Origin of the sequence: Brevundimonas sp. NIBR11 (genome assembly GCF_027912535.1) — a bacterium.
Taxonomy (GTDB): Bacteria; Pseudomonadota; Alphaproteobacteria; order Caulobacterales; family Caulobacteraceae; genus Brevundimonas.
In genome coordinates, this window is record NZ_CP115465.1 from 3,068,654 (window position 1) to 3,088,052 (window position 19,399).

Sequence of the window (19,399 nt, forward strand, 5' to 3'; positions counted from 1 at the left end):
GAAACTCCGGGGGAATGCGGCGGGACCGTATCAGGCTGGAAGACCGGCGCACGTTACGGCGGTGTAATGTCGGAGTCTTGGACGGACTCTACTTGCCGAACACCTCGACCCCGATCTCGCCGTCCGGCGTCAACCAGGCCCGCTTCATGCCCTGGCTGTTGAACGGATCGGCGCGGTTGCCCTGCGCATCCAGCGCGATCAGGCCGCCGTCGCCGCCCATGTCGCCGATGCCGGCGATCACCGCCGCGCCCGCCTCGGCGATCGAGGCCCCGCTCTCGACGCGCCAGTGCATCTGGGCCGCCGCCGCCGTGCGAATGAAATACTCGCCCTGTCCCGTGCAGGAGACCGCCACCCGGTCCGTGGCCCAGACGCCCGCCGCCGGTATCGGCGTATCACCCACCCGCCCCGGCAGTTTCCCGAACACCCCGCCGGTCGAGGTCGCGGCCGCCAGCCGTCCCTCGACGTCCAGCACGCAGCACCCGACCGTGCCGTGGCTCAGCGCCGGCCCCTGTCCCGGCGGATGGTTGTCCTCGCCCTGACCCGCGCGGGTGAACCAGGCCTCGGGATGGGTGATCGGCTCGAGCCCATACTCACCCGCGAACCGCGCCGCGCCCGACCCGGCCAGCAGAACATGCGGACTGTGCTCCATCACCGCCCGCGCCGCCCTGATCGGATTGCGATAGCCCTGAAACGCCGCGACGGCGCCGGCCCGGCGATCGGACCCATCCATCAGACTGGCGTCCAGCTCATACTCCCCTGCCAGGTTAGGCGAGGCGCCGCGCCCGGCGACATAGAGGCCGGAATCCTCCAGCAGAACCGTCGTCTCCACCGCCACGTCCAGCGCCGACGTCCCGTCCAGAAGCCGGGCCTGCATGGCCTCGACCACCTCGCGCATATGGGCGATCTCGGCGGTGTAGTCGCGGCTCCGGCGTGCGCCGGCGCCGCCGTGCAGAATGAGGGCGGGGGCGGGCATGGCGTCTCCTGAAACCGTTCGGCCTCTTTCTTTCGGGCCGCCGCCTGATTAGCGTTCTCGCGAAGGACGCGCCACGGGGGTGATGTCTAACTCAACCTGACAGGCGGGCTCACGTAGCGCGAACGCGCGTGAGGCCCGCCGAGCGAAGCGAGACCCAAAAATGCGCGCAGTCCTGTCCAAGACCGTCGGCGGCCCCGACAGCCTCGTCGTCGAGGAGGTCCTCGATCCCACGCCTAAGGCCGGCGAGGTCGTCATCGAGGTCAAGGCGGTCGGCGTGAACTTCCCCGACACCCTCATCATCGAGGACAAATACCAGTTCAAACCCCAGCGACCCTTCTCGCCGGGCGGCGAACTGTCCGGCGTGGTCGAGGCCGTGGGCGAGGGGGTTAAAGGCGTCTTCAAGGGCGACCGCGTCATCGCCATGCCCGGCTGGGGCGCCATGGTGGAGCGGATCGCCGTCCCGGCCGCCAGCGTCATCAAGATGCCCGACGGCATGTCGTTCGAGGAGGGCGCCGCCCTCGTCATGACCTATGGCACCTCATACTACGCCCTGAAGGACCGGGCCCAGCTGCAGCCCGGCGAGGCGCTTCTGGTGCTGGGCGCGGCGGGCGGTGTCGGCGCCGCGGCCGTCGAACTGGGCAAGGCCCTGGGCGCCCACGTCATCGCCGCCGCCTCGACCAACGAAAAGGTCCAGTTCGCGCTGGAACTCGGCGCCGACAACGGCCTGATCTATCCGTCGGGGCCGATGGACAAGGCGGCGCAGAAGGAGCTGTCGGGCGAGCTCAAGCTGGCCTCGGGCCGGGATGGTCCGGACGTGGTCTATGACGGGGTCGGCGGCGACTACGCCGAGCCCGCGCTCCGTTCGATGGACTGGAACGGCCGCTATCTGGTGGTCGGCTTCCCGGCCGGCATCCCGTCCTTCCCGCTGAACCTGACCCTTCTGAAGTCGGTGTCGGTGGTCGGGGTCTTCTGGGGCGCCGCCGCCGCGCGCGATCCGAAGGGTCACATGGCCAACATGGCCGACCTGATGACCATGTACGCCGAGGGCAAGATCAAGCCGCGCGTCTCCCAGACCTTCCCGCTGGAGCGCGCCCACGAGGCCATCCAGGCCCTGTCTAACCGCAGCGTGATGGGCAAGGTCGTGGTGACCGTCGAGTCGTGATCCGCCTCTCGCCCGATCTGGATGTCCAGGCTCTGGCCACAGCCTTCGCGGCGAACCGCCGGCGCCTCCACATCCCGGGCATCCTGGACGCCGACAGCGCCGAGGCCGTCGGCGGGGTGCTGGAGGCCGAGACCCAGTGGAAGGCGACGGTCGCCGCCGGCGGGACCTTCCTGGAACTGCCGCTGAACGGTCGGGTCGCCGCCGATCCCGCCAAACAGGCCTGGCTAGACGAGGCGGCGGTCGACGGGACCAATCCGCTGATCCAGTACATCTTCGACACCCGCCGCCTGACCGCCGATCGGGAACTGGGGCTCGCACGCGGCGACGCGGCCGATGGGACGCTCGACTTCCTCAACTCCAAGGCCTTCATCGGTTTCGCCCGGGCCGTGACCGGCGACGACCGCATCGACTTCGCCGACGCCCAGGCTTCCCGCTACCGGCCCGGTCATGTGCTGATGGCCCACACCGACGCCTCGGCGGGCAAGAACCGTGTCTATGGCTATGTGCTGAACTTCAGTCGCGGCTGGCGCGCCGACTGGGGCGGGCATCTGGTCTTCTACGGGCCGGACGGTCACGTCGAGGGCGGCTGGGTCCCGGCCTTCAACGCCCTGAACCTGTTCGCCGTGCCGACGCCCCACGCCGTGACCCAGGTTGCGACCTTCGCCCCTCAGGACCGGCTGTCGATCGTCGGCTGGCTCAGGTCGAACAGCCCGGTCGGCCCGCAGGCGAAGAGCGAGACCAGCGCCTACTGATCGCGCAGCCGCTCCAGCGCCTTCTCGGCCAGGTCCCGGTGCCGCTTCCTGATATTGGCCCCGAGCGTCGCGATCACGGCCGTGATCACAGCGGCGTCGTCGGTGAAGCCGATGCCGGCCAGCACGTCGGGGATCGCATCCACGGGCATGACAAAATAGGCCAGCGCGCCCAGCATGATCCCCTTGGCCGCCATCGGGGTCTCGGGATCCCGTCCGGCGTAATAGATGGAAACCAGTTGGTTGGCGAAGGGGATGCGCGCCGCGACGCGCCCCAGCTTGGGCCAGAAGCCGGTCTTCACCCGCATCTCGTTGACCCTCTGTACCGAGGGGACGAGCGCCTTCGAAGGATCGATGGCGTCCTCGGGGGTGATCGTGTCGGCGCGTTTGGCTTTGGCGGTCATGGCCGCTAAATCCTCAAAGGAAACTCAGGTTCAAACGATTACATAGGAACGACAGGGATGAAACTCGACAGCAGCATCGCCGCAGTGGTCACCGGCGGCGCCTCGGGCCTCGGAGAGGGCACGGCCCGCGCCATCGCCGCCACGGGCGCCAAGGTCGCCCTGTTCGACCTCAACGCCGAGAAGGGCGAGGCCATCGCGAACGAGATCGGCGGGGTCTTCTGCTCGGTCGACGTCACCGACGACGCCTCGGTCGCCGCCGCCTTCGAGAAGGCCCGCGCCGCCCACGGCCAGGAGCGTCTGACCGTCAACTGCGCCGGCATCGCCACCGGCATGAAGACGGTCTCGCGCAAGAAGGACACCGGCGAGATCAAGGCCCACGACATGGCCCAGTTCGAGCGCACCGTCCGCGTCAACCTGTTCGGCACCTTCCGCGTCCTGTCGCAGTCGGCGGCCGGCATGATCACCCTGGACCCGATGGAGGACGGCGAGCGCGGCCTGATCGTCAACACCGCCTCGGTCGCGGCCCAGGACGGGCAGGTGGGTCAGGCGGCCTATTCGGCGTCCAAGGGCGGCGTCTACGCCATGACCCTGCCGGTCGCCCGCGACCTGGCTCAGGAGGGGGTTCGCATCAACACCATCCTGCCCGGCATCATGTGGACCCCGATGATGGCCGGCATGGACCAGAAGATCCAGGACGCCCTCGCCGCCCAGATTCCCTTCCCCAGCCGCCTGGGCAAACCCTCCGACTACGCCTCGCTCGTGCTGGAGCTGGCCCGCAACGTCTACATCAACGGCGAATGCATCCGCCTCGACGGTGCGATCCGCATGGCGCCGCGCTGATCGCCGAAGGGGCGATCGGCGCTTTCCTGAAGAGGCTGCCGCTCGGCTCGCGGAGCCTCGCTGCTCGAGGCTCGATGGAATTCGCACAAAGGGGCTTGCGAGAAGTCGAGAGGGTCCGCTATACGGCCGCCTCTCGACGAGACGGACGCCCACGCGGCCCCGTTACGGAGTGCGGGCGTAGCTCAGTGGTAGAGCACAACCTTGCCAAGGTTGGGGTCGGGCGTTCGAATCGCCTCGCCCGCTCCAGTCGAGATCAAGAGGCCCGGTCGCGAGATCGGGCCTTTTTGCTGTCCGAGGCGTCGCCATGAAGATCCTGACCCTAGACGGCGCCGCCATCCACGACATCCCGTCCCTGTATGACGAGATCAACCGCGTCCTCATGGCGGGCGAGGACTGGACCTTGGGGCCCAGCCTCGATGCGCTGGACGATCTCCTCTACGGCGGCTTCGGGGCCATCGACGGCGACGAGCCGGTGACCCTGGTCTGGGAGGACTTCGACCGGATGCAGGACGTTCTGGGGCTCGCGACCACGCGCGCCTTCCTGAACCAAAAGCTGGACCGGCCGGAGGTATTCAACGCCAACCTGATCTGCCGCCAACTCGAGGCTTTAGAGCGCGGCATAGGCCAGACCTATCTGGAGATCGTGCTCGAGATCATCACCAGCCACGCCAACATCGAACTCGTTCGGCGTTAGGTCGCGATCCGCCTGCTCCGCGGCGCGATCGGCGCAATGTCGCCGTTATCCAAGCAGATTCTTCCTCGCCCGACAGGGGCAGGACCGATCCGATGACCCAAGCCGCAAGCCCGGCCGCCGACCGCCTCGAAGTCCTGTCCAAGGTCCCGGCGGTGACCCTCGGCTTCTGGCTCATCAAGATCCTGGCGACGACCCTCGGTGAAACCGGCGGCGACACCGTCAGCATGACGATGAAGCTCGGCTATCTGACCGGAACCGCCATCTTCGCCGCCGTCCTGATCGCCCTTGTGGTGCTGCAGGTTCGTGCGAACCGGTTTCATCCGTTTCTGTACTGGACGACCATCATCGCCTCGACGACCGCCGGTACGACCCTGGCCGACTACGCTACCCGGTCGCTGGGGATCGGCTACACGGGCGGGTCCGCTCTCCTGCTGACGGCGGTGCTCGCGTCGCTGGCGGCGTGGAAACTGACCTTGGGCTCCGTGTCGTCCGATCGTATTGCTGAGCCTCGGGTCGAGCTCTTCTACTGGCTCACCATCACCCTGTCGCAGACGCTGGGAACGGCGCTGGGCGACTGGACCGCCGACACGGGCGGGCTCGGCTATCTGGGAGCCGCCGTGGTCTTCGGGGGCCTTTTGGCGCTTGTGGCGGGCTTGACGGTGTGGACGCGCGCCAACCGTATCCTCCTCTTCTGGGCGGCCTTCATCCTGACCCGTCCTCTCGGGGCGGTTGTGGGCGACTTCCTGGACAAGCCGCTCGACCACGGCGGCCTGGCGCTCAATCGCCCTCTGGCCTCCGCCGTTCTAGCCGTCGCGATCCTCGCCCTGATCGTCCTGCTTCCCCAGAAGCCGGGCGGGCATCCGGGCCATCGCCAGTCGATCGCGGCCTAACCGCCAGGCGGCGCCAGCGACGCGGGACGAGGCCACTCCAGCCCGTCGAGCCAAGGAATGCGAATTTATTCCTGATCTGCTCTTGCGCGTCCTGACCCGCCGTCCCATCTCCCTCGGATAGGTCTTTGACACTCTCAAAACGCGCCGATCTTCGGTCACCTCCCGCTGCGCCGTACAAAACGCCCTGTGCGAACCGACTGATTTTGCTGGGCCAAGCGCAGTTTCGTCCGTTTCGTCACGTTTCGTCACCCTAGCTCGCGTCATGACGAAACGGACGAAACCTGCCGGCGCTAGGCCTCCTCAGTCCTCATCCGCCGCGTTCGGATCGATGGCCTCGTCCACCAGCCGACGCCAGTGGGGGTCGGTGTCGTCGACCAGGTCGACGTCGTCCAGCAGGGCCACGACGGCGTCGCCGTCGGGCAGGATCAGGCCCAGCACCTCCATCGGTTCGCCGAAGGCGCCGGGATGAACCTCGGCCTGGACCGCGACCGCCCCCTGTTCGCCCTCGTCGTCCCACCAGATGACCGGCTGGGGCAGGTCCATGTCGATGACCTGCGGATCCTCGCTATCGCCGAGGGCGAAGACCGCCCGTCGCGCCTGGACGTCTTCGAGCGTCGCGACCCGGCCGGTGAAGGGCTTCAGTCGGGACCAGTCGTCGGCGTCGAAGCCGCCCCCGTCCTCAGGATCGATGTCGTCGTTCATGGCGCCAGCTTACGCCGTCGGGGCGCCGGATCAATCAAAGGCCGAGCGCCGCCTTGATCACGCGCCAGTCGATGAACTTGAAGTTCTGCGTCCCCACGTCGTTGACGTCGTCCTGGACCACCACGACCCCTTCGGGGAAGGCGTCCGAGACCCGACCGCCCATCGCCGCCAGGCCGTCGGTGCCGGTCACGCCGTCAACCACGCCGTCCTCGACGACGAACCGGCCCTTGTACTCGGGCACGCCGCTGTCGATGCGCCAGACCGGGAAGGCGCTGTCGCCCTGGCTCGACCCGATCAGATAGCGGGCCGCTCCGTCGGCGAGGATGGTCAACCCTTCCGCGTCGGCGACCAGCACGTCCTCCTCGATCGGCTGGATCAGGGTCCGCGCCTCGCCCGAGACCGGGTTCAGCCCATAGCGCCAGACGCCGACATTCTCCTCGGCCAGGTAGAGGGCGTCGGTCCCGGCGTCGGCGGCGCAGCCCTCGGAGATCGAGCCGATCTCGAAGCGGCGAACCTCGCGCGAGACCGGTTGGCCGGCGGCGTCGGCGCTCAGCACGAACTGGCGCACCTCGCCCTCATGCCCGACGAGGATGGCGTGAACCTCCTCGCCCCGGCGGCCGAAGCAGAAGCCGTAGGGCTCGACCACGTCGGTGCGGATGGCCCCCCAGGGGCGGACCCCGTTCTGGCCGGTCACGGCCGGGTCGAACAGGTAAAGGGAGACCCCCTCCTTGCCCGGCGTCCGGTCGCTGGCGCCCAGCACCACCTGCGATCTGCCCGAGACCATCAGGTCGGCGGCGTCGACATTGTTCAGCAGCCCTTCGGGCATGAATTGCAGCACCGCCCCGTCGAAGCCGTAGATATAGAGGCCCGCCTTCTTGTCGGTGCCGGCGACGAAGCCGGGGGTGGACGTTCCCATGACCACGACCGGGCGCTCGCCGATCCAGACGGCGGGATCGTCGGCCGCGTCCTCGCCGCCGCCAGTGCCGACCGACGGCGTCTCTAGCGTCGCCTGGACCCGGACGCCCGCGCCGATCACACCCTCGCCCTCACCCTGGTAGTCGACCTCATGGGTGGCGCAGGCCGAGAGCAGCAGGGCGGCCAGCGAGACGGCGGCGAGGGTGGAGATCGGGCGGGTCATGGCGGGCCTCTCGAAGCGGGTCGGGCGCGCAGACCATACAGCGACACATCGGGTCAACGGCGCGTCCACGACGGTCCTGCGTCGATACGGTGACGGTCGGTCCGGGATCGGATCAAGCGTCACAATCGCGCTGCCAAACCGAGAAATCGGCGTCGTGGAACCGTCGCTGGCGCGTTGTCGCACCCCGGTATGGCGACGCTCCATCGGGTGAGGCGAAACGTCGCCGGTCCGGATGGGGATCATGCAATGAAACTGGCTCTTCTTCTCGGCGTCGCCCTGACGCCGCTTGTCTTCGCCGGCGCCGCCGCCGCCGAACTCCCGGCCATCTCCGCCGAAGCGCCCGAGGCGGGCGAAACCCTCTACGGCCGGGTCTACGGCGCCAACGGCGCGGGCCTGCCGGGCGCCGAGGTCGTCGTCGTCCAGACCGGCCGCCGCGCCGTCGCCGACGCCCAGGGCGCCTTCACCCTGACCGGCCTCGCCCCCGGCGCCGCTACTCTGGAGGTGCGCTACCTCGGCCTGCCCACGGCGACGCAAGCCGTAACCCTTGAAGCCGGCGTGGCCACCTCGGTGGAAATCCTCGTCGGCGCCGGCGGCGAAGGCGGCGACGAGATCGAGGACGTCGTCGTCACCGGCGTGATCACCGACGGCATCGCCCGCTCGCTGAACCAGCAGCGCTCCGCCTTCGGCACACTGAACGTCCTCTCGGCCGACGCAATCGGCCGCTATCCCGACCCGAACGTCGCCGAGTCGCTGCAGCGGGTGCAAGGCATCGCCATCCAGCGCGACCAGGGCGAGGGCCGCTACATCAACGTGCGTGGCGCGCCGTCGTCCTTCACCGCCGTCTCGGTCGACGGCGTGGCCATCCCGGCCGTGTCGCCCACCACACGCGCGGTCGATCTGGACACCCTGCCGTCCGACATCGTCTCCTCGGTCGAGGTCGCCAAGACCCTGTCGCCGAGCCAGGACGCCGACTCGATCGCCGGCGCGGTGAACATCAATACCCGTTCGCCCTTCGACCATCGCCGCCTGGCGATCAGCGCCTACGGCGGCGGCAGCTACAACGACTACGGCGGCTCGGACACCCGCGCCGGCGCGACGATCTCGAACGTCTTCGGTGCGGACCAGACCTTCGGCGCCCTCGTGTCGCTCAGCTATTCCGAGACCAACCGTCGGCCGGACAATGTCGAGAACGCCTGGAACTTCAACTCCACGGTCAACCGCTATGTGATCGACGAGACCCTGTTCAAGGACTACGAGACCCAGCGCACGCGTCAGGCCCTGACCGGCGCCCTGGAATGGCGTCCGAACGACGCGACCCGCGCCTGGCTGCGCGGCTCCTACGCCCGGTTCAACGACGACGAATACCGCGACACCCTGCGCTTCACCTATTCGGACGGCACGATCGCGGCCGGCGCGACCAATGCGGCGGCCACCTTCAACAACGCTCGCATCTACAAGGCCCTGCGTCACCGCGAGCAGAACAATGAGATCAAGACCCTGAACGGCGGCGTCGAACAGACGTTCGAGAATGGCGCGATCCTGGACATGACGATCGCCTGGGCCGGCAGCGAGCAGACCTATCCGCACCGCGACGAGCTGGTCTATCGCTCGGGCGCCCAGACGCTCAGCTACGACACCACCGACCACTATTCGCCGACCTACGGCGCGTTCGCGTCCAGCTACTACCTGACTCCAGCCAACTTCGCCTTCCGTGAAAACACCTTCCGCTCGAACACGACGGAGCAGGAAGACACCTCGCTGAAGGCCAACCTCGAGCTGCCCAGCGTGATCGGCGACCGCGACGTGATCTGGAAATTCGGCGGCAAGTTCAGCACTCGCGACGTCTTCGCCGACGAGGAACGCTACCGCGACCGCAGCACGACCGCTCCGGTCAATCCGGGCGCGCTGGCCGGACTGCTGAGCGACCGTGAATCGCGCAACTACGACTACGACCTCGGCTTCAAGTTCGATCACGGCCTGGTCAGCGATTATCTCGACCAGATCCGCCTCCTGTCGACCAACGCCGCCGCGCGCCGCATCCCGCAGTCCTGGACCGCCGACTATACGGTCACCGAGGACATCCTGGCCGGCTACGGTCAGGCCCAGTTTGACATAGGCGCCACCAACGTCCTGATCGGCCTCCGCGTCGAGAAGACCGACTTCAACAGCGGCTCCTTCCTGGCCGTGGCCAGCACCGCCGCCGGCAATGTGCAGGGCTATGTGCAGAGCCCGGTCTTCGTCCAGCGCGACCGCACGGACTGGTTCCCGAACCTGACCCTGCGCCATGCCTTCTCGGATGACCTGATCGGCCGCTTCGCCCTGACGCGCGCCATCTCGCGCCCCGACTACGTCGACGTCGCGCCGCGCATTCTAGAAACGACCGACGGCGGCCGGACCACGGTATCGCGCGGCAATCCGAACCTGGAATCGACCCTGTCAAACAACGTCGACGCCGGACTGGAATACTACCTGCGTCCGCTCGGCGTGATCTCCGTCAACGCCTTCTACAAGGACCTGGAGGACTTCCGGTACACCCTGACCTTCGACGGTCCGTACACGACCTCGACCGGCACGGTGACCGCCAACATCACAGAGGCTCTGAACGCCCCGGAAGGTCACCTGGCCGGCGTCGAGTTCAACTGGCAGCAGACCTTCGACTTCCTGCCGGGCTGGGCTTCGGGCTTCGGCGTCTTCGCCAACTACACCCTGACGGACGCCGAGATCAAAACCGACATCTCCTACGCCGGACGCAACGCCTTCGTCCTGCCCGGCCAGTCGGACGAGATCTACAATGCGGCCCTGTTCTACGAGAACTACGGCTTCTCGGCCCGGGTCTCTTATACGCACCGGGGCGACTTCCTGGAGGCGATCAACGCCACCAACGCCGGCTTGGACCTGTACGTCGAGGGTCGCGGCCAGCTGGACTTCACAACCAGTTACGACTTCGGAAACGGGGTGGAAGTGTTCGGCGAGGCCAAGAACCTGACCGACGAGGCAGGCGTCCGCTACTACGGCTCGCGCGAGCGGACCTACGAGTACGAGAAGTTCGGCTACAACGTCTTCATGGGCGTCCGCTTCAAGCTCTAGGCCTTAGAAGCGTCTCCAAACGGGAAGGGCCGGGCGGCGACGTCCGGCCCTTTTCGTTGTTCACACGGCCTTCAACAGGGATCGCGTCAATGCAACTGGACCCGCGCCGGGTCTGGCCCTACCGCCTGTCGGTGGATTTCGGCGCCGGGCTTGCAACCCTGTGAACGACAGTTCTCACGCGTGCCAAGACGGGAAAGACCGAAGATGTTCATGGAAGGCGACATCGACTGGGTGCTGGTGCTGGGCGTCGTCGCCGCAGTGACATCGGTCGTCGCCGTCCTGGCCCTGGTCTTCGCCGCGACCAATCGGACGCGCCATGTCTCGACCTCGGACGAACTGGACGCCGTGTCCAGGGCGCGAGAGGCGGCCGAGACGCGACTGTATGAGACCCTCAACGCCATTCCCGTCGCCCTGGTCCAGACGGATCGCGGCGGCAAATTCGTGTTCGCCAACAGGGCGGCCCACCAGCTCATGGGTCGTCGCGACGCCGAGCTGATCGGCCTGCGCTTCCACTCCGCGACCTGGGGCATCACCTATCCCGACGGCCGGCCGGTGCCGCCGGATCTTCTGCCCAGCGCGCGCGCCCTGCGCGGTCAGACGGTCAAGGGCTTCCAGCACATCCTCGCCAACCCGGCGACGCGTCGCAAGATGCTGGTCTCGGTCACGGCCATGCCGATCGAGGACGCCCAGGGCCAGATCATCGGCTCGACGGCGGCCATCGTCGAGACCGAAGGCCTGACCACGCCCGAAGTGATCGAGCCGGAAGTCCCCGCCGTTCGGCCCGCCGACGACCTGACGCGGCGCGTTTTCGAGGCCGCATCCAGCGCCCTTGTGGTCGTCTCCGCCCACGGCGTCGTCCGCGAGGCCAACGCCCAGGCCCTGGCCCTGTTCGGCCGCGGGCAGGACGTCATCGGCGCCGATTTCGCCGACCAGTTTCTGGGCGAGTCCGAGCGTGTCGAAGGCCGCCAGACACTGCGCGCCGCGATCAACGCCGCGCCCGGTGAGGCCGATTCGATCGTGTCCGGTCAGGGCGGAGCCAACGGCGTGACCTGGCGCATCCTGTCGCTCAGCACCCCGGGTGAGCCCGTCGACGCCCTGCTTCTGGCCGGCGATCCCGTGGCGCAGACGATGGAGATCGAAGCGGAACCTGTCGTTGCGATCGGGGCGCTCGCGGAGCCTGCTATCGACCCGAAAACCGAGGAAACGGAGGACGTCGCCCTGGTCGAGCCGATCGTCGACCTCGCGCCCCAACTCGAGGCCGCCGCCGCGCGCGAGGCTCAGCTGCAGGCGGAACTCGACGCCGCCCGCACCCAGATCGAAACCGAACGCGCCCAGGCCGAACGGGCGGCGGAGGCCGCACGCGCCGAGGTTCTGTCCCAGGTCGAGACCGGCAATGCGGCCTCGCGTCGTCTGGAGAGAGTGGGCCGCCTGACCGGCGGCGTGGCCCAAGATTTCAACGCCCTGCTCGCGGTCATGACCAGCGCGCTCGACATGATGCTGAAGACCGCCGACGATCCCGCGCGGGTCAGACGTCTGGGTCAGGCGGCCCTGGCCGCCGGCCAGCGCGGCGAGGCCCTGACCCGTCGCCTCTCGGCCTTCTCCCAGGGCGAGGACGCTCATGCCCAGGTGCTGGACGCCGGCGTCATGCTGCGCGCCATGGAAAGCCGTCTGCGAGCCCTGGCGGGACCCGGCGTCGACCTGATGATCGAGGGACCGTCGGGCGAAGCCCAGGTGCGGGTCGATCCCGTCGGCTTCGAGGGCGCGGTGCAGGCCCTGGTCCGCAATGCGGTCGAGGCCCAGGATGGCGCCGGATCGGTCGCCGTGCGGCTGGAGGCTCTCGCGGACGGCGGGGCGCGGCTGACGGTGCGCGACACCGGTCCGGGGCTGGACGCGACGACAGCGGCGCGGGCGATGGAGCCCTTCTTCACCACCCGCGACGGGGCGGCCGGTCTGGGTCTGGCCCAGGTCCATGCCTTCGCCCGCCAGTCGGGCGGCGTCCTGACCCTGACCGGCGCGGAAGGCGAGGGCGCGGAGGCGACCCTGACCCTGCCGGCCGCCGGGCAGCGGATTGAAAGCGCGGCCTGATCGCTTGGCTTGGCCAAGGGGCATGATAGGTTAACGAACGTCGTTTCGTTCGGAGGCTGGACTTGAAGATCCTGCGGTTCGTTCTGGTTCTGGCCGTCATCGGCTATGCGGGCTGGCTGGCCTGGCCCTTCATTTCCCCCTTCTTCGAGGGCGCCGATCCCTCGGTCGCGACGGAGCGGGCCTCCGCCACGGTCGAGGCCGGCGGCGGCATCCCCCAGGCCGCGTTATGGATCGGCGCGGTGGTCCTCTATCTGGTCGCGGCCTTCATGCTGGGTTCGGGCAACCCAAGAGCGGCCGTAGCCTACTTCCTCGGCTTCCTCGCCGACGCCGCCCTGCGTCTTGCCATCGACCGGTCCAGCGGCGGGGGACCGGCCAGCGCCTCGATCCAGGCCGATACCTATGCGGGCGGCGGCGCGATCGCCCAGCGATCGGCCGAAGCCGTTCCCGCCGGTCTGGCCGTCGACCCGACCTGGCTGATCCTCGGAGTCCTGCTGGTCGTGGGGGTCATCATCGTGGCGGTGTTGCGACGGAGACGTCGGCAACGACAGGCCGGTCATCTCACCGTCTGAACGCCCCTCGCCAGACGAGGCGAGGGTTCCCATATCCGCCGCAGCGGTTGACCGGAACGGGTCAGGCGCTAGGACAGCGGCCGACTCCCCGTCCGCGACCGATACAGAGGTTTCCATGGCCGACGCCGCCCCCGCCGCAACCGCTTCCTACGATGTCGTCGTGATCGGCGGCGGACCCGGCGGCTACAACGCCGCGATCCGGGCCGGGCAGTTGGGGCTGAAGGTCGCCTGCGTCGAGAAGAACGTCACCCTCGGCGGCACCTGCCTGAACGTCGGCTGCATGCCGTCAAAGGCCCTGCTGCACGCCTCGGAGCTGTTCGAGATCGCCAACAAGGAGTTCGGCACGCTCGGCATTGAGGTCGGGACGCCCAAGGTCAACCTGCCGCAGATGATGAAGCAGAAGGCCGAGAGCGTCACCGCCCTGACCAAGGGCATCGAGTTCCTGTTCAAGAAGAACAAGGCCGACTGGATCAAGGGCGCGGGCAAGATCGTCGGGACCGGCAAGGTCGAGGTGACCGCCGCCGACGGAACCGTCACCACCCTGACGGCCAAGGACATCGTCATCGCCACGGGTTCGGAGCCCACCCCCCTGCCGGGCGTGGACTTCGTCGAGGGCAAGATCGTCGATTCCACCGGGGCCCTTTCGCTTCCGGCCATCCCCAAGAAGCTGATCGTCATCGGCGCGGGCGTGATCGGGCTAGAACTGGGCTCGGTCTGGCGTCGCCTGGGCGCCGAGGTCGTGGTCGTGGAATTCCTCGACAAGGTCGGCGCTGGCATGGACGCCGAGGTCGCCACAGCCTTCCAGCGCGGCCTGACCAAACAGGGCATGACCTTCAAGATGGGCACGAAGGTCACCTCGGCGAAGGCGGCCAAGGACGGCGTGGTCCTGACGCTGGAGCCTGCCGCGGGCGGCGCCGCCGAGACCCTGACCGGCGACGTGGTCCTGGTGGCCATTGGCCGTCGCCCCTACACGGCGGGCCTAGGACTGGAATCGGTCGGCATCGAGACCGACAAGCGGGGCTTCCTGGTCAACGACCACCTGAAGACCGGCAAGGACGGCGTCTGGGTCATCGGCGACGTGACCCACGGGCCGATGCTGGCCCACAAGGCGGAAGAAGAAGCCGTCGCCGTCATCGAATACATCGCCGGCAAGGCGGGCCATGTCGACTACGACCTGGTCCCCAGCGTCATCTACACTGGACCCGAGGTGGCCTGGGTCGGCAAGACGGAAGAGCAGCTGAAAGCCGCCGGGGTCGAGTTCAAGAAGGGTAAATTCCCGTTCACCGCCAACTCGCGCGCCAAGATCAACCACGAGACCGAGGGCTTCGTGAAGGTCCTGGCCGATGCGGCGACCGACAAGGTGTTGGGCGTGCACATCTTCGGCCCGTCCGCGGGCGAACTGATCGCCGAGGCCTGTGTCGCCATGGCCTTCGGCGGCTCGTCGGAGGATATCGCGCGCACCTGCCACGCCCACCCGACCCGCTCCGAAGCCGTCAAGCAGGCGGCCATGGGCGTCGAGGGCTGGACGATGCAGGCTTAAGGGTGGATCTCCACCTCGCCGGCAAGCGCGCCCTGATCTGCGGCGGCTCCAGCGGCCTCGGCCGCGCGGTCGCCGAGGCCCTGGCGGCGGAGGGCGCGCACGTCGCCCTGCTGTCTCGGGACGCCGCAAAGCTGCAGGTCGTCGCCGACGGCATCAATGCGACGGCGACCGCCAAGGCCGTGATCGTCACCGCCGACCTGGCCGATCACGCCTCGCTGCTGGCGGCCGTGGATACGGCCGAGGGACTGCTGGGCGGACCAACCGAGATCCTGCTGAACAACACGGGCGGGCCGCCGCCCTCGGGCGTGGCCGGGCTGGACCCCGAGCTGTGGCGGACGCAGTTCGAGGCCATGGTTCTGTCGGTCTTCCGCCTGACAGACCGGGTCCTCCCGGGCATGAAGGCCGCCGGATGGGGGCGGATCCTGAACGTGGCGTCCTCCAGCGTGGTCGAGCCGATCGCCAATCTCGGCGTGTCCACGGCGCTGCGGTCCTCGGTCGCCGGCTGGGCCAAGACCCTGTCGATCGAGGTCGCGGCCGACGGGATCACCGTCAACACCCTTTTGCCCGGCCGCATCGACACGCCCCGCATCGAAAGCCTCGACAAAGCGACGGCCGAGCGGCGAGGCGTCACGCCGGCCGAGGCGCGGGCGGAGTCGATCAAGACCATCCCCGTCGGCCGGATCGGCACGACGGAGGAGTTCGGCGCCGTGGCCGCCTTCCTGGCCAGCCCGAAGGCCGCCTATGTCACCGGCTCCCTGATCCGCATCGACGGCGGGGCGATCCGGGCGATCTAGACTCCCAGCCCGGAGGACGCGCTGCGCGGCCGGAGCGCGCTGAACCCCATGCGGCGCGCACCATAGTCCAGCTGGATCCGGCGGAAGCGGAACAGGATGTCGGCGCCCAGCAACAGCGCCGGTCGGTCGCTCAGACCCAGGGCGTCGAAGGCGTGCAGGTCTGCGAACAACAGGGACGCGGGCCCCAGGTCATGAGGACCGATCCGCAGGTCGTTCAGAGCGCCGACCCGGGCGTCGATGGTCTGGCCCGTGACGCCGTAGAGGGGGATGGGTCGGCCCGTGATCCGACCGCCGATGGCCCTCAGCAGGGCCGAGTTGCCGATCGAATACTGGGCCCCGCTGTCGACGAAGGACTGGACCGGGACGCCGTCCGCCGTGGCATCGGTCAGGATCAGCTGACCGGAGACGTCGACGCGGGCTCCGATGCCTCCGACAAGGCGCGTCGGGATCACCGAGACGGCGCCCCGGGTGTAGTAGGCCGACCGCGTGTCCGTCATCGTGACCGTGCGGCGGACGAGATCCATCGACAGGCGGAACTGCGACAGGACGTCGAGGCCGAGCAGGCCGTCGGCCGCCAGCATCGACCGATCGAACACCGGCAGGATCAGGTTGCGAAAGCGCCGCCGCCCGAAGCTCATCCGCTCGACCCGGGCCGTTGGCGTGGCCTCGGCCGAGGTGACGCCATGCACCACGACGTTCGGCCCCGGCTCCAGACCCAGGCTCTCGGCCACGTCGCGCGCGATGGAGGTTCTCTCGGCGCCGGTGTCGATCACGAACAGGAAGGACCGGCCCTGGAGCCGGATGAGGGCGGCCATCCGGGTCAGGAGATTGGCGGACAGGGCCAGGGCGTCCGGAGGGGGAACAGGAAGGGCCGGCGCGTTCTGGGCCCGGGCCAGACCGGCGCCGAGAGACAGACAGACAAGGGCGCCGCCGAGCATCTGCCGACGGTCGAGGCCTTCGCGCCGGGGCTTGTCCCTGGTCTGCGTCGTCCGCTGGATCATGGCCGCCTCCCCGCGGCGTTTGCCGAAGCCTATGCCCGGGGCGACGTCACGCCAAGGGGCGGCGGGTTACGGATTCGTCATGCCCGTTGCAGCCGGAAGGTGTATGATGGCGGTGTGAATGGAGGTTCCCGATGCTGTCGATGCTGCTCCTTCTGGCCGCTGCGCCCCAGTCGGCGATCCCGCCGATGCCGCCCGCCCCGGTCCCGGGCGCGCAAGGGACGATGCGGGTCGTGGGCCAGACGCTCCCCGCCTGCGCCCCTGTCACGACGCCGATCAACGACCCGACCACTGGAAATGGGCTTCTCTGGCGCGGAGGACAGGACAGCGTCGCCCTCTATCGCCTGCTGGAGCGTCGGGTGAACGGCTGTCCGGCGCCGATCATCGTCAACTACCGCGTGCCCGGCTCGAACGCCGTCGGCCGCGAGGTGGGACCGGCGCCCCGCCGCTAGGCGCGCGGATGGGCCGAGGCGTAGACGCCAAGAAGGTGGGCGGCGTCGACGGCGGTGTATTTCTGGGTCGTCGACAGGCTGGCATGACCCAGCAGTTCCTGAATGCTGCGCAGGTCCGCGCCCGCGCCCAGCAGATGGGTCGCGAAACTGTGCCGTAGGGCATGGGGCGTGGCGCTGGCGGGCAGGCCGAGGCGGCCGCGCAGCTTCTGGGCCGTCGCCTGCACATGACGGGCGCTGAGCGGGCCGCCACGACGGGCGCGGAACAGGGCGTCGGTCGGCTCGAGCGGGAAGGGCTGGGCGGCGAGGGCCGCGTCCACCGCCGAGCGGACGGCGGGCAGGACCGGGACGATCCGGGTCTTTCCGCCCTTGCCGGTGATGCGCAGGCTCTCGGGCAGGGGAGAGTGCCCCCGGGTCAGGCTCAGCGCCTCCGAAATCCGCAGACCGCAGCCGTACAGCAGGCTGAGCACCGCCGTGTCGCGGAGCGCCTCCCAGGGTTCGGCGTCGGGATCGAGGCCGGGTTCGGCCAGCATGCCCATGGCCTGATCGGCGCTGATCGGTCGGGGCAGGCACGGCTTCACGCGCGGTCCGCGCACCAGGGCGAGCTGGGGCGCTGGCGTGTCGCAGCGGCGGTCGAGGAAGACGTGGAAGGTGCGGATCGCCGACAGGGTCTGGCTGAGCGAGCGGGCGTTCAGGGGGTGGTCGCCGGAGCGACGCTCGGCCAGGTGGGCGCGGAGTTCGGCGGCGGTAATCGTGCAGAGATCGGCCAGGCTCAGCGGGGCGCCGCGATGCCGTTCGAGGAAGGCGAGGTAGAGGCGGCCGATGTGGCCGTAGGCTTCCAGCGTCCGGGGCGACAGGCGACGTTCGTGCGCCAGATGCTCGAGCCAGGCGAAGAGGGCTTGGGGCGCGGTCAGTTCAGGATGGGCCAACGTTCCGCCGTGCGTTCGACGACCCGGGCGATGAAGGCCACCAGTTCGCAGCCCATGCCGGGGGTGAAACCCTCTTCCTCGGAAGAGGCGAAGGCGCAGAGGGCCGGGCGGGCGTCCTCCGCGCGCTCGCCGCCGAGGTGGGGAGCCATGCGGATGAGGGCGACGGACTTCGCCTGTTCCGTCGCGGGGCCGAACAGGTCGAGGCCGTCGAACATGGGTCCAAGCCAGGTCAGGCCGTGGTCGCCGAGCAGGCCGTCGACGCCGCCGGTCTCCAGCCCACGCCAGCCGAAAGGCACGCCGCCGGGCTTCTCCAGAGCGATGGCGGCGCCGGCGAGACCGAACCGGCCCTGCGCCACCGCATCCAGGCGTCGGGCCAGGTCGGAGTGATTGCGCGATTCCATCAGGTCGAGGGCCGCGACATGGGTCTGGGTCTGGGCGGCGAAGTTCGCGCGGGCGACCGATTCGATACGCTTCCTGGCATCGGCCTCGCGCTCGGCGGCCTCTTCGAGGCGGGTCAAGGCGGCGCGGCCGAACTCGACGACGTTTCGGCCATGAGGCTTCAGCCCGATCTCTTCCAGCAGCGAGCGGTCGTCGAGCAGGGTCTGGGGGTTGGCCTGCAGCCAGAAGCGGACGTCGGGCCAGTGGAGATCAGCCATGCCGTGGCCTGGGTCGGCGAACAGGTCTGCGGTCTTGTCCCTGGACGTCACGTCGGCGCTCCTCCCGGAACGCCGGGTCGTAAACTACAGAATGGACTGGCCGGTCTTGCCCCAATCGGCCAGGAAGGCATCAAGCCCCCTGTCGGTTAACGGGTGCTTGATCAGGGCCTTGAAAGTGTCGGCCGGCAGGGTGGCGGCGTCCGAACCGGCGAGGGCGGCGGCGGTCACGTGGGCCGGATGGCGCAGGCTGGCGGCGAGAATCTGAGTCTCGAAGCCGTGGATGTCATAGAGCGCCCGGATCTCTTCCAGCAGCTCCGATCCGACCGCGCCGTGGTCGTCCAGGCGACCGACGAAGGGCGACACGTAGGTGGCGCCGGCCTTGGCGGCCAGCAGGGCCTGGGCGGCGGAGAAGCACAGGGTGACGTTGGTCTGGACGCCCTTGTCGGCGAAGGCGCGGGCGGCGCGCAGGCCGTCCCAGGTCAGGGGCAGCTTCACCACGACGTTGGGGGCGATGGCGGCGAGCTTGTCGCCTTCCTTGACCATCGTCTCGAAATCGGTGGCGACGGCCTCGGCGGAGATCGGGCCCTCGACCAGGGCGCAGATTTCGGCGATGACCTCGGCGATGTTGCGACCCGACTTGGCGATCAGAGACGGATTGGTGGTCACGCCGTCCACCATCCCGGTGGGCAGCATGTCCTTGATGACGGCGACGTCGGCGGTGTCGAGGAAGAGTTTCATGA

General features: G+C 68.8%; 19 protein-coding genes and 1 tRNA gene. 12 read left to right on the top strand and 8 right to left on the bottom strand.

Going from position 1 to position 19,399, the window contains the following annotated elements; all coding sequences use genetic code 11:
* Positions 1-88 precede the first annotated feature (88 nt).
* Entirely contained in the window at positions 89-973 is an 885-nt protein-coding gene (locus O5O43_RS15410) for an isoaspartyl peptidase/L-asparaginase (RefSeq protein WP_271084784.1), read from the bottom strand.
* A 160-nt stretch (positions 974-1,133) separates the two neighbouring features.
* Between O5O43_RS15410 and O5O43_RS15415 the strand changes: the two genes are divergently transcribed.
* Positions 1,134-2,135: an NADPH:quinone oxidoreductase family protein gene (locus O5O43_RS15415; protein WP_271084785.1), complete on the top strand. Its 1,002-nt coding sequence runs from the start codon at positions 1,134-1,136 to the stop codon at positions 2,133-2,135.
* Positions 2,132-2,887, top strand: a complete 756-nt coding sequence (locus O5O43_RS15420) for a 2OG-Fe(II) oxygenase family protein (protein WP_271084786.1) — start codon at positions 2,132-2,134, stop codon at positions 2,885-2,887. The genes O5O43_RS15415 and O5O43_RS15420 overlap by 4 nt, the downstream gene beginning before the upstream one ends.
* On the opposite strand, the gene O5O43_RS15425 is transcribed toward O5O43_RS15420, so the two are convergent.
* A complete protein-coding gene (locus tag O5O43_RS15425) occupies positions 2,881-3,288 on the bottom strand; it encodes a YkvA family protein (protein ID WP_271084787.1) in 408 nt (135 codons plus the stop codon). The genes O5O43_RS15420 and O5O43_RS15425 overlap by 7 nt on opposite strands.
* A 57-nt stretch (positions 3,289-3,345) precedes the next feature.
* Between O5O43_RS15425 and O5O43_RS15430 the strand changes: the two genes are divergently transcribed.
* From O5O43_RS15430 to O5O43_RS15445, 4 genes are all read left to right on the top strand, one after another.
* Positions 3,346-4,128 carry an SDR family NAD(P)-dependent oxidoreductase gene (locus O5O43_RS15430; protein ID WP_271084788.1) on the top strand — a complete coding sequence of 261 codons (783 nt, stop codon included), beginning with the start codon at positions 3,346-3,348 and terminating at the stop codon, positions 4,126-4,128.
* A gap of 171 nt (positions 4,129-4,299) precedes the next feature.
* Positions 4,300-4,374, top strand: a tRNA-Gly gene (locus O5O43_RS15435).
* Positions 4,375-4,432: 58 nt separating this feature from the next.
* Positions 4,433-4,822 carry a barstar family protein gene (locus O5O43_RS15440; protein ID WP_271084789.1) on the top strand — a complete coding sequence of 130 codons (390 nt, stop codon included), beginning with the start codon at positions 4,433-4,435 and terminating at the stop codon, positions 4,820-4,822.
* A 92-nt stretch (positions 4,823-4,914) separates the two neighbouring features.
* Positions 4,915-5,712: a hypothetical protein gene (locus O5O43_RS15445; RefSeq protein WP_271084790.1), complete on the top strand. Its 798-nt coding sequence runs from the start codon at positions 4,915-4,917 to the stop codon at positions 5,710-5,712.
* A gap of 300 nt (positions 5,713-6,012) precedes the next feature.
* On the opposite strand, the gene O5O43_RS15450 is transcribed toward O5O43_RS15445, so the two are convergent.
* Positions 6,013-6,414, bottom strand: a complete 402-nt coding sequence (locus tag O5O43_RS15450) for a hypothetical protein (RefSeq protein ID WP_271084791.1) — start codon at positions 6,412-6,414, stop codon at positions 6,013-6,015.
* A 34-nt stretch (positions 6,415-6,448) separates the two neighbouring features.
* Positions 6,449-7,552: a phytase gene (locus O5O43_RS15455; RefSeq protein ID WP_271084792.1), complete on the bottom strand. Its 1,104-nt coding sequence runs from the start codon at positions 7,550-7,552 to the stop codon at positions 6,449-6,451.
* 246 nt (positions 7,553-7,798) lie between these two features.
* On the opposite strand from O5O43_RS15455, the gene O5O43_RS15460 reads away from it, so the two are divergent.
* The 5 genes from O5O43_RS15460 (at position 7,799) to O5O43_RS15480 (ending at position 15,627) form a co-directional block, all read left to right on the top strand.
* Complete coding sequence (locus O5O43_RS15460; RefSeq protein WP_271084793.1) at positions 7,799-10,639, top strand: TonB-dependent receptor; 2,841 nt, start codon at positions 7,799-7,801, stop codon at positions 10,637-10,639.
* Between the two features lie 204 nt (positions 10,640-10,843).
* A complete protein-coding gene (locus tag O5O43_RS15465) occupies positions 10,844-12,724 on the top strand; it encodes an ATP-binding protein (RefSeq protein ID WP_271084794.1) in 1,881 nt (626 codons plus the stop codon).
* 62 nt (positions 12,725-12,786) lie between these two features.
* Entirely contained in the window at positions 12,787-13,293 is a 507-nt protein-coding gene (locus tag O5O43_RS15470; RefSeq protein ID WP_271084795.1) for a hypothetical protein, read from the top strand.
* 115 nt (positions 13,294-13,408) lie between these two features.
* Positions 13,409-14,833 carry a dihydrolipoyl dehydrogenase gene (gene lpdA, locus O5O43_RS15475; RefSeq protein WP_271084796.1) on the top strand — a complete coding sequence of 475 codons (1,425 nt, stop codon included), beginning with the start codon at positions 13,409-13,411 and terminating at the stop codon, positions 14,831-14,833.
* Positions 14,834-14,835: 2 nt separating this feature from the next.
* Positions 14,836-15,627: an SDR family oxidoreductase gene (locus O5O43_RS15480; protein WP_271084797.1), complete on the top strand. Its 792-nt coding sequence runs from the start codon at positions 14,836-14,838 to the stop codon at positions 15,625-15,627.
* On the opposite strand, the gene O5O43_RS15485 is transcribed toward O5O43_RS15480, so the two are convergent.
* A complete protein-coding gene (locus O5O43_RS15485) occupies positions 15,624-16,628 on the bottom strand; it encodes a retroviral-like aspartic protease family protein (RefSeq protein ID WP_271084798.1) in 1,005 nt (334 codons plus the stop codon). The two genes, O5O43_RS15480 and O5O43_RS15485, sit on opposite strands and share 4 nt — an antisense overlap.
* Positions 16,629-16,759: 131 nt before the next feature.
* Here O5O43_RS15485 and O5O43_RS15490 point away from each other — a divergent pair, with 131 nt between their 5' ends.
* Positions 16,760-17,077, top strand: a complete 318-nt coding sequence (locus O5O43_RS15490; RefSeq protein ID WP_271084799.1) for a hypothetical protein — start codon at positions 16,760-16,762, stop codon at positions 17,075-17,077.
* Here the strand turns inward: O5O43_RS15490 and O5O43_RS15495 are convergent.
* From O5O43_RS15495 to fsa, 3 genes are all read right to left on the bottom strand, one after another.
* A complete protein-coding gene (locus O5O43_RS15495; protein WP_271084800.1) occupies positions 17,074-18,003 on the bottom strand; it encodes a tyrosine recombinase XerC in 930 nt (309 codons plus the stop codon). The two genes, O5O43_RS15490 and O5O43_RS15495, sit on opposite strands and share 4 nt — an antisense overlap.
* Positions 17,985-18,659, bottom strand: a complete 675-nt coding sequence (locus tag O5O43_RS15500; RefSeq protein ID WP_271086448.1) for a DUF484 family protein — start codon at positions 18,657-18,659, stop codon at positions 17,985-17,987. Before O5O43_RS15500 ends, O5O43_RS15495 begins: the two co-directional genes overlap by 19 nt.
* Positions 18,660-18,743: 84 nt before the next feature.
* On the bottom strand, positions 18,744-19,397 hold the full coding sequence (gene fsa, locus O5O43_RS15505) for a fructose-6-phosphate aldolase (protein ID WP_271084801.1): 654 nt from the start codon (positions 19,395-19,397) through the stop codon (positions 18,744-18,746).
* Positions 19,398-19,399 lie beyond the last annotated feature (2 nt).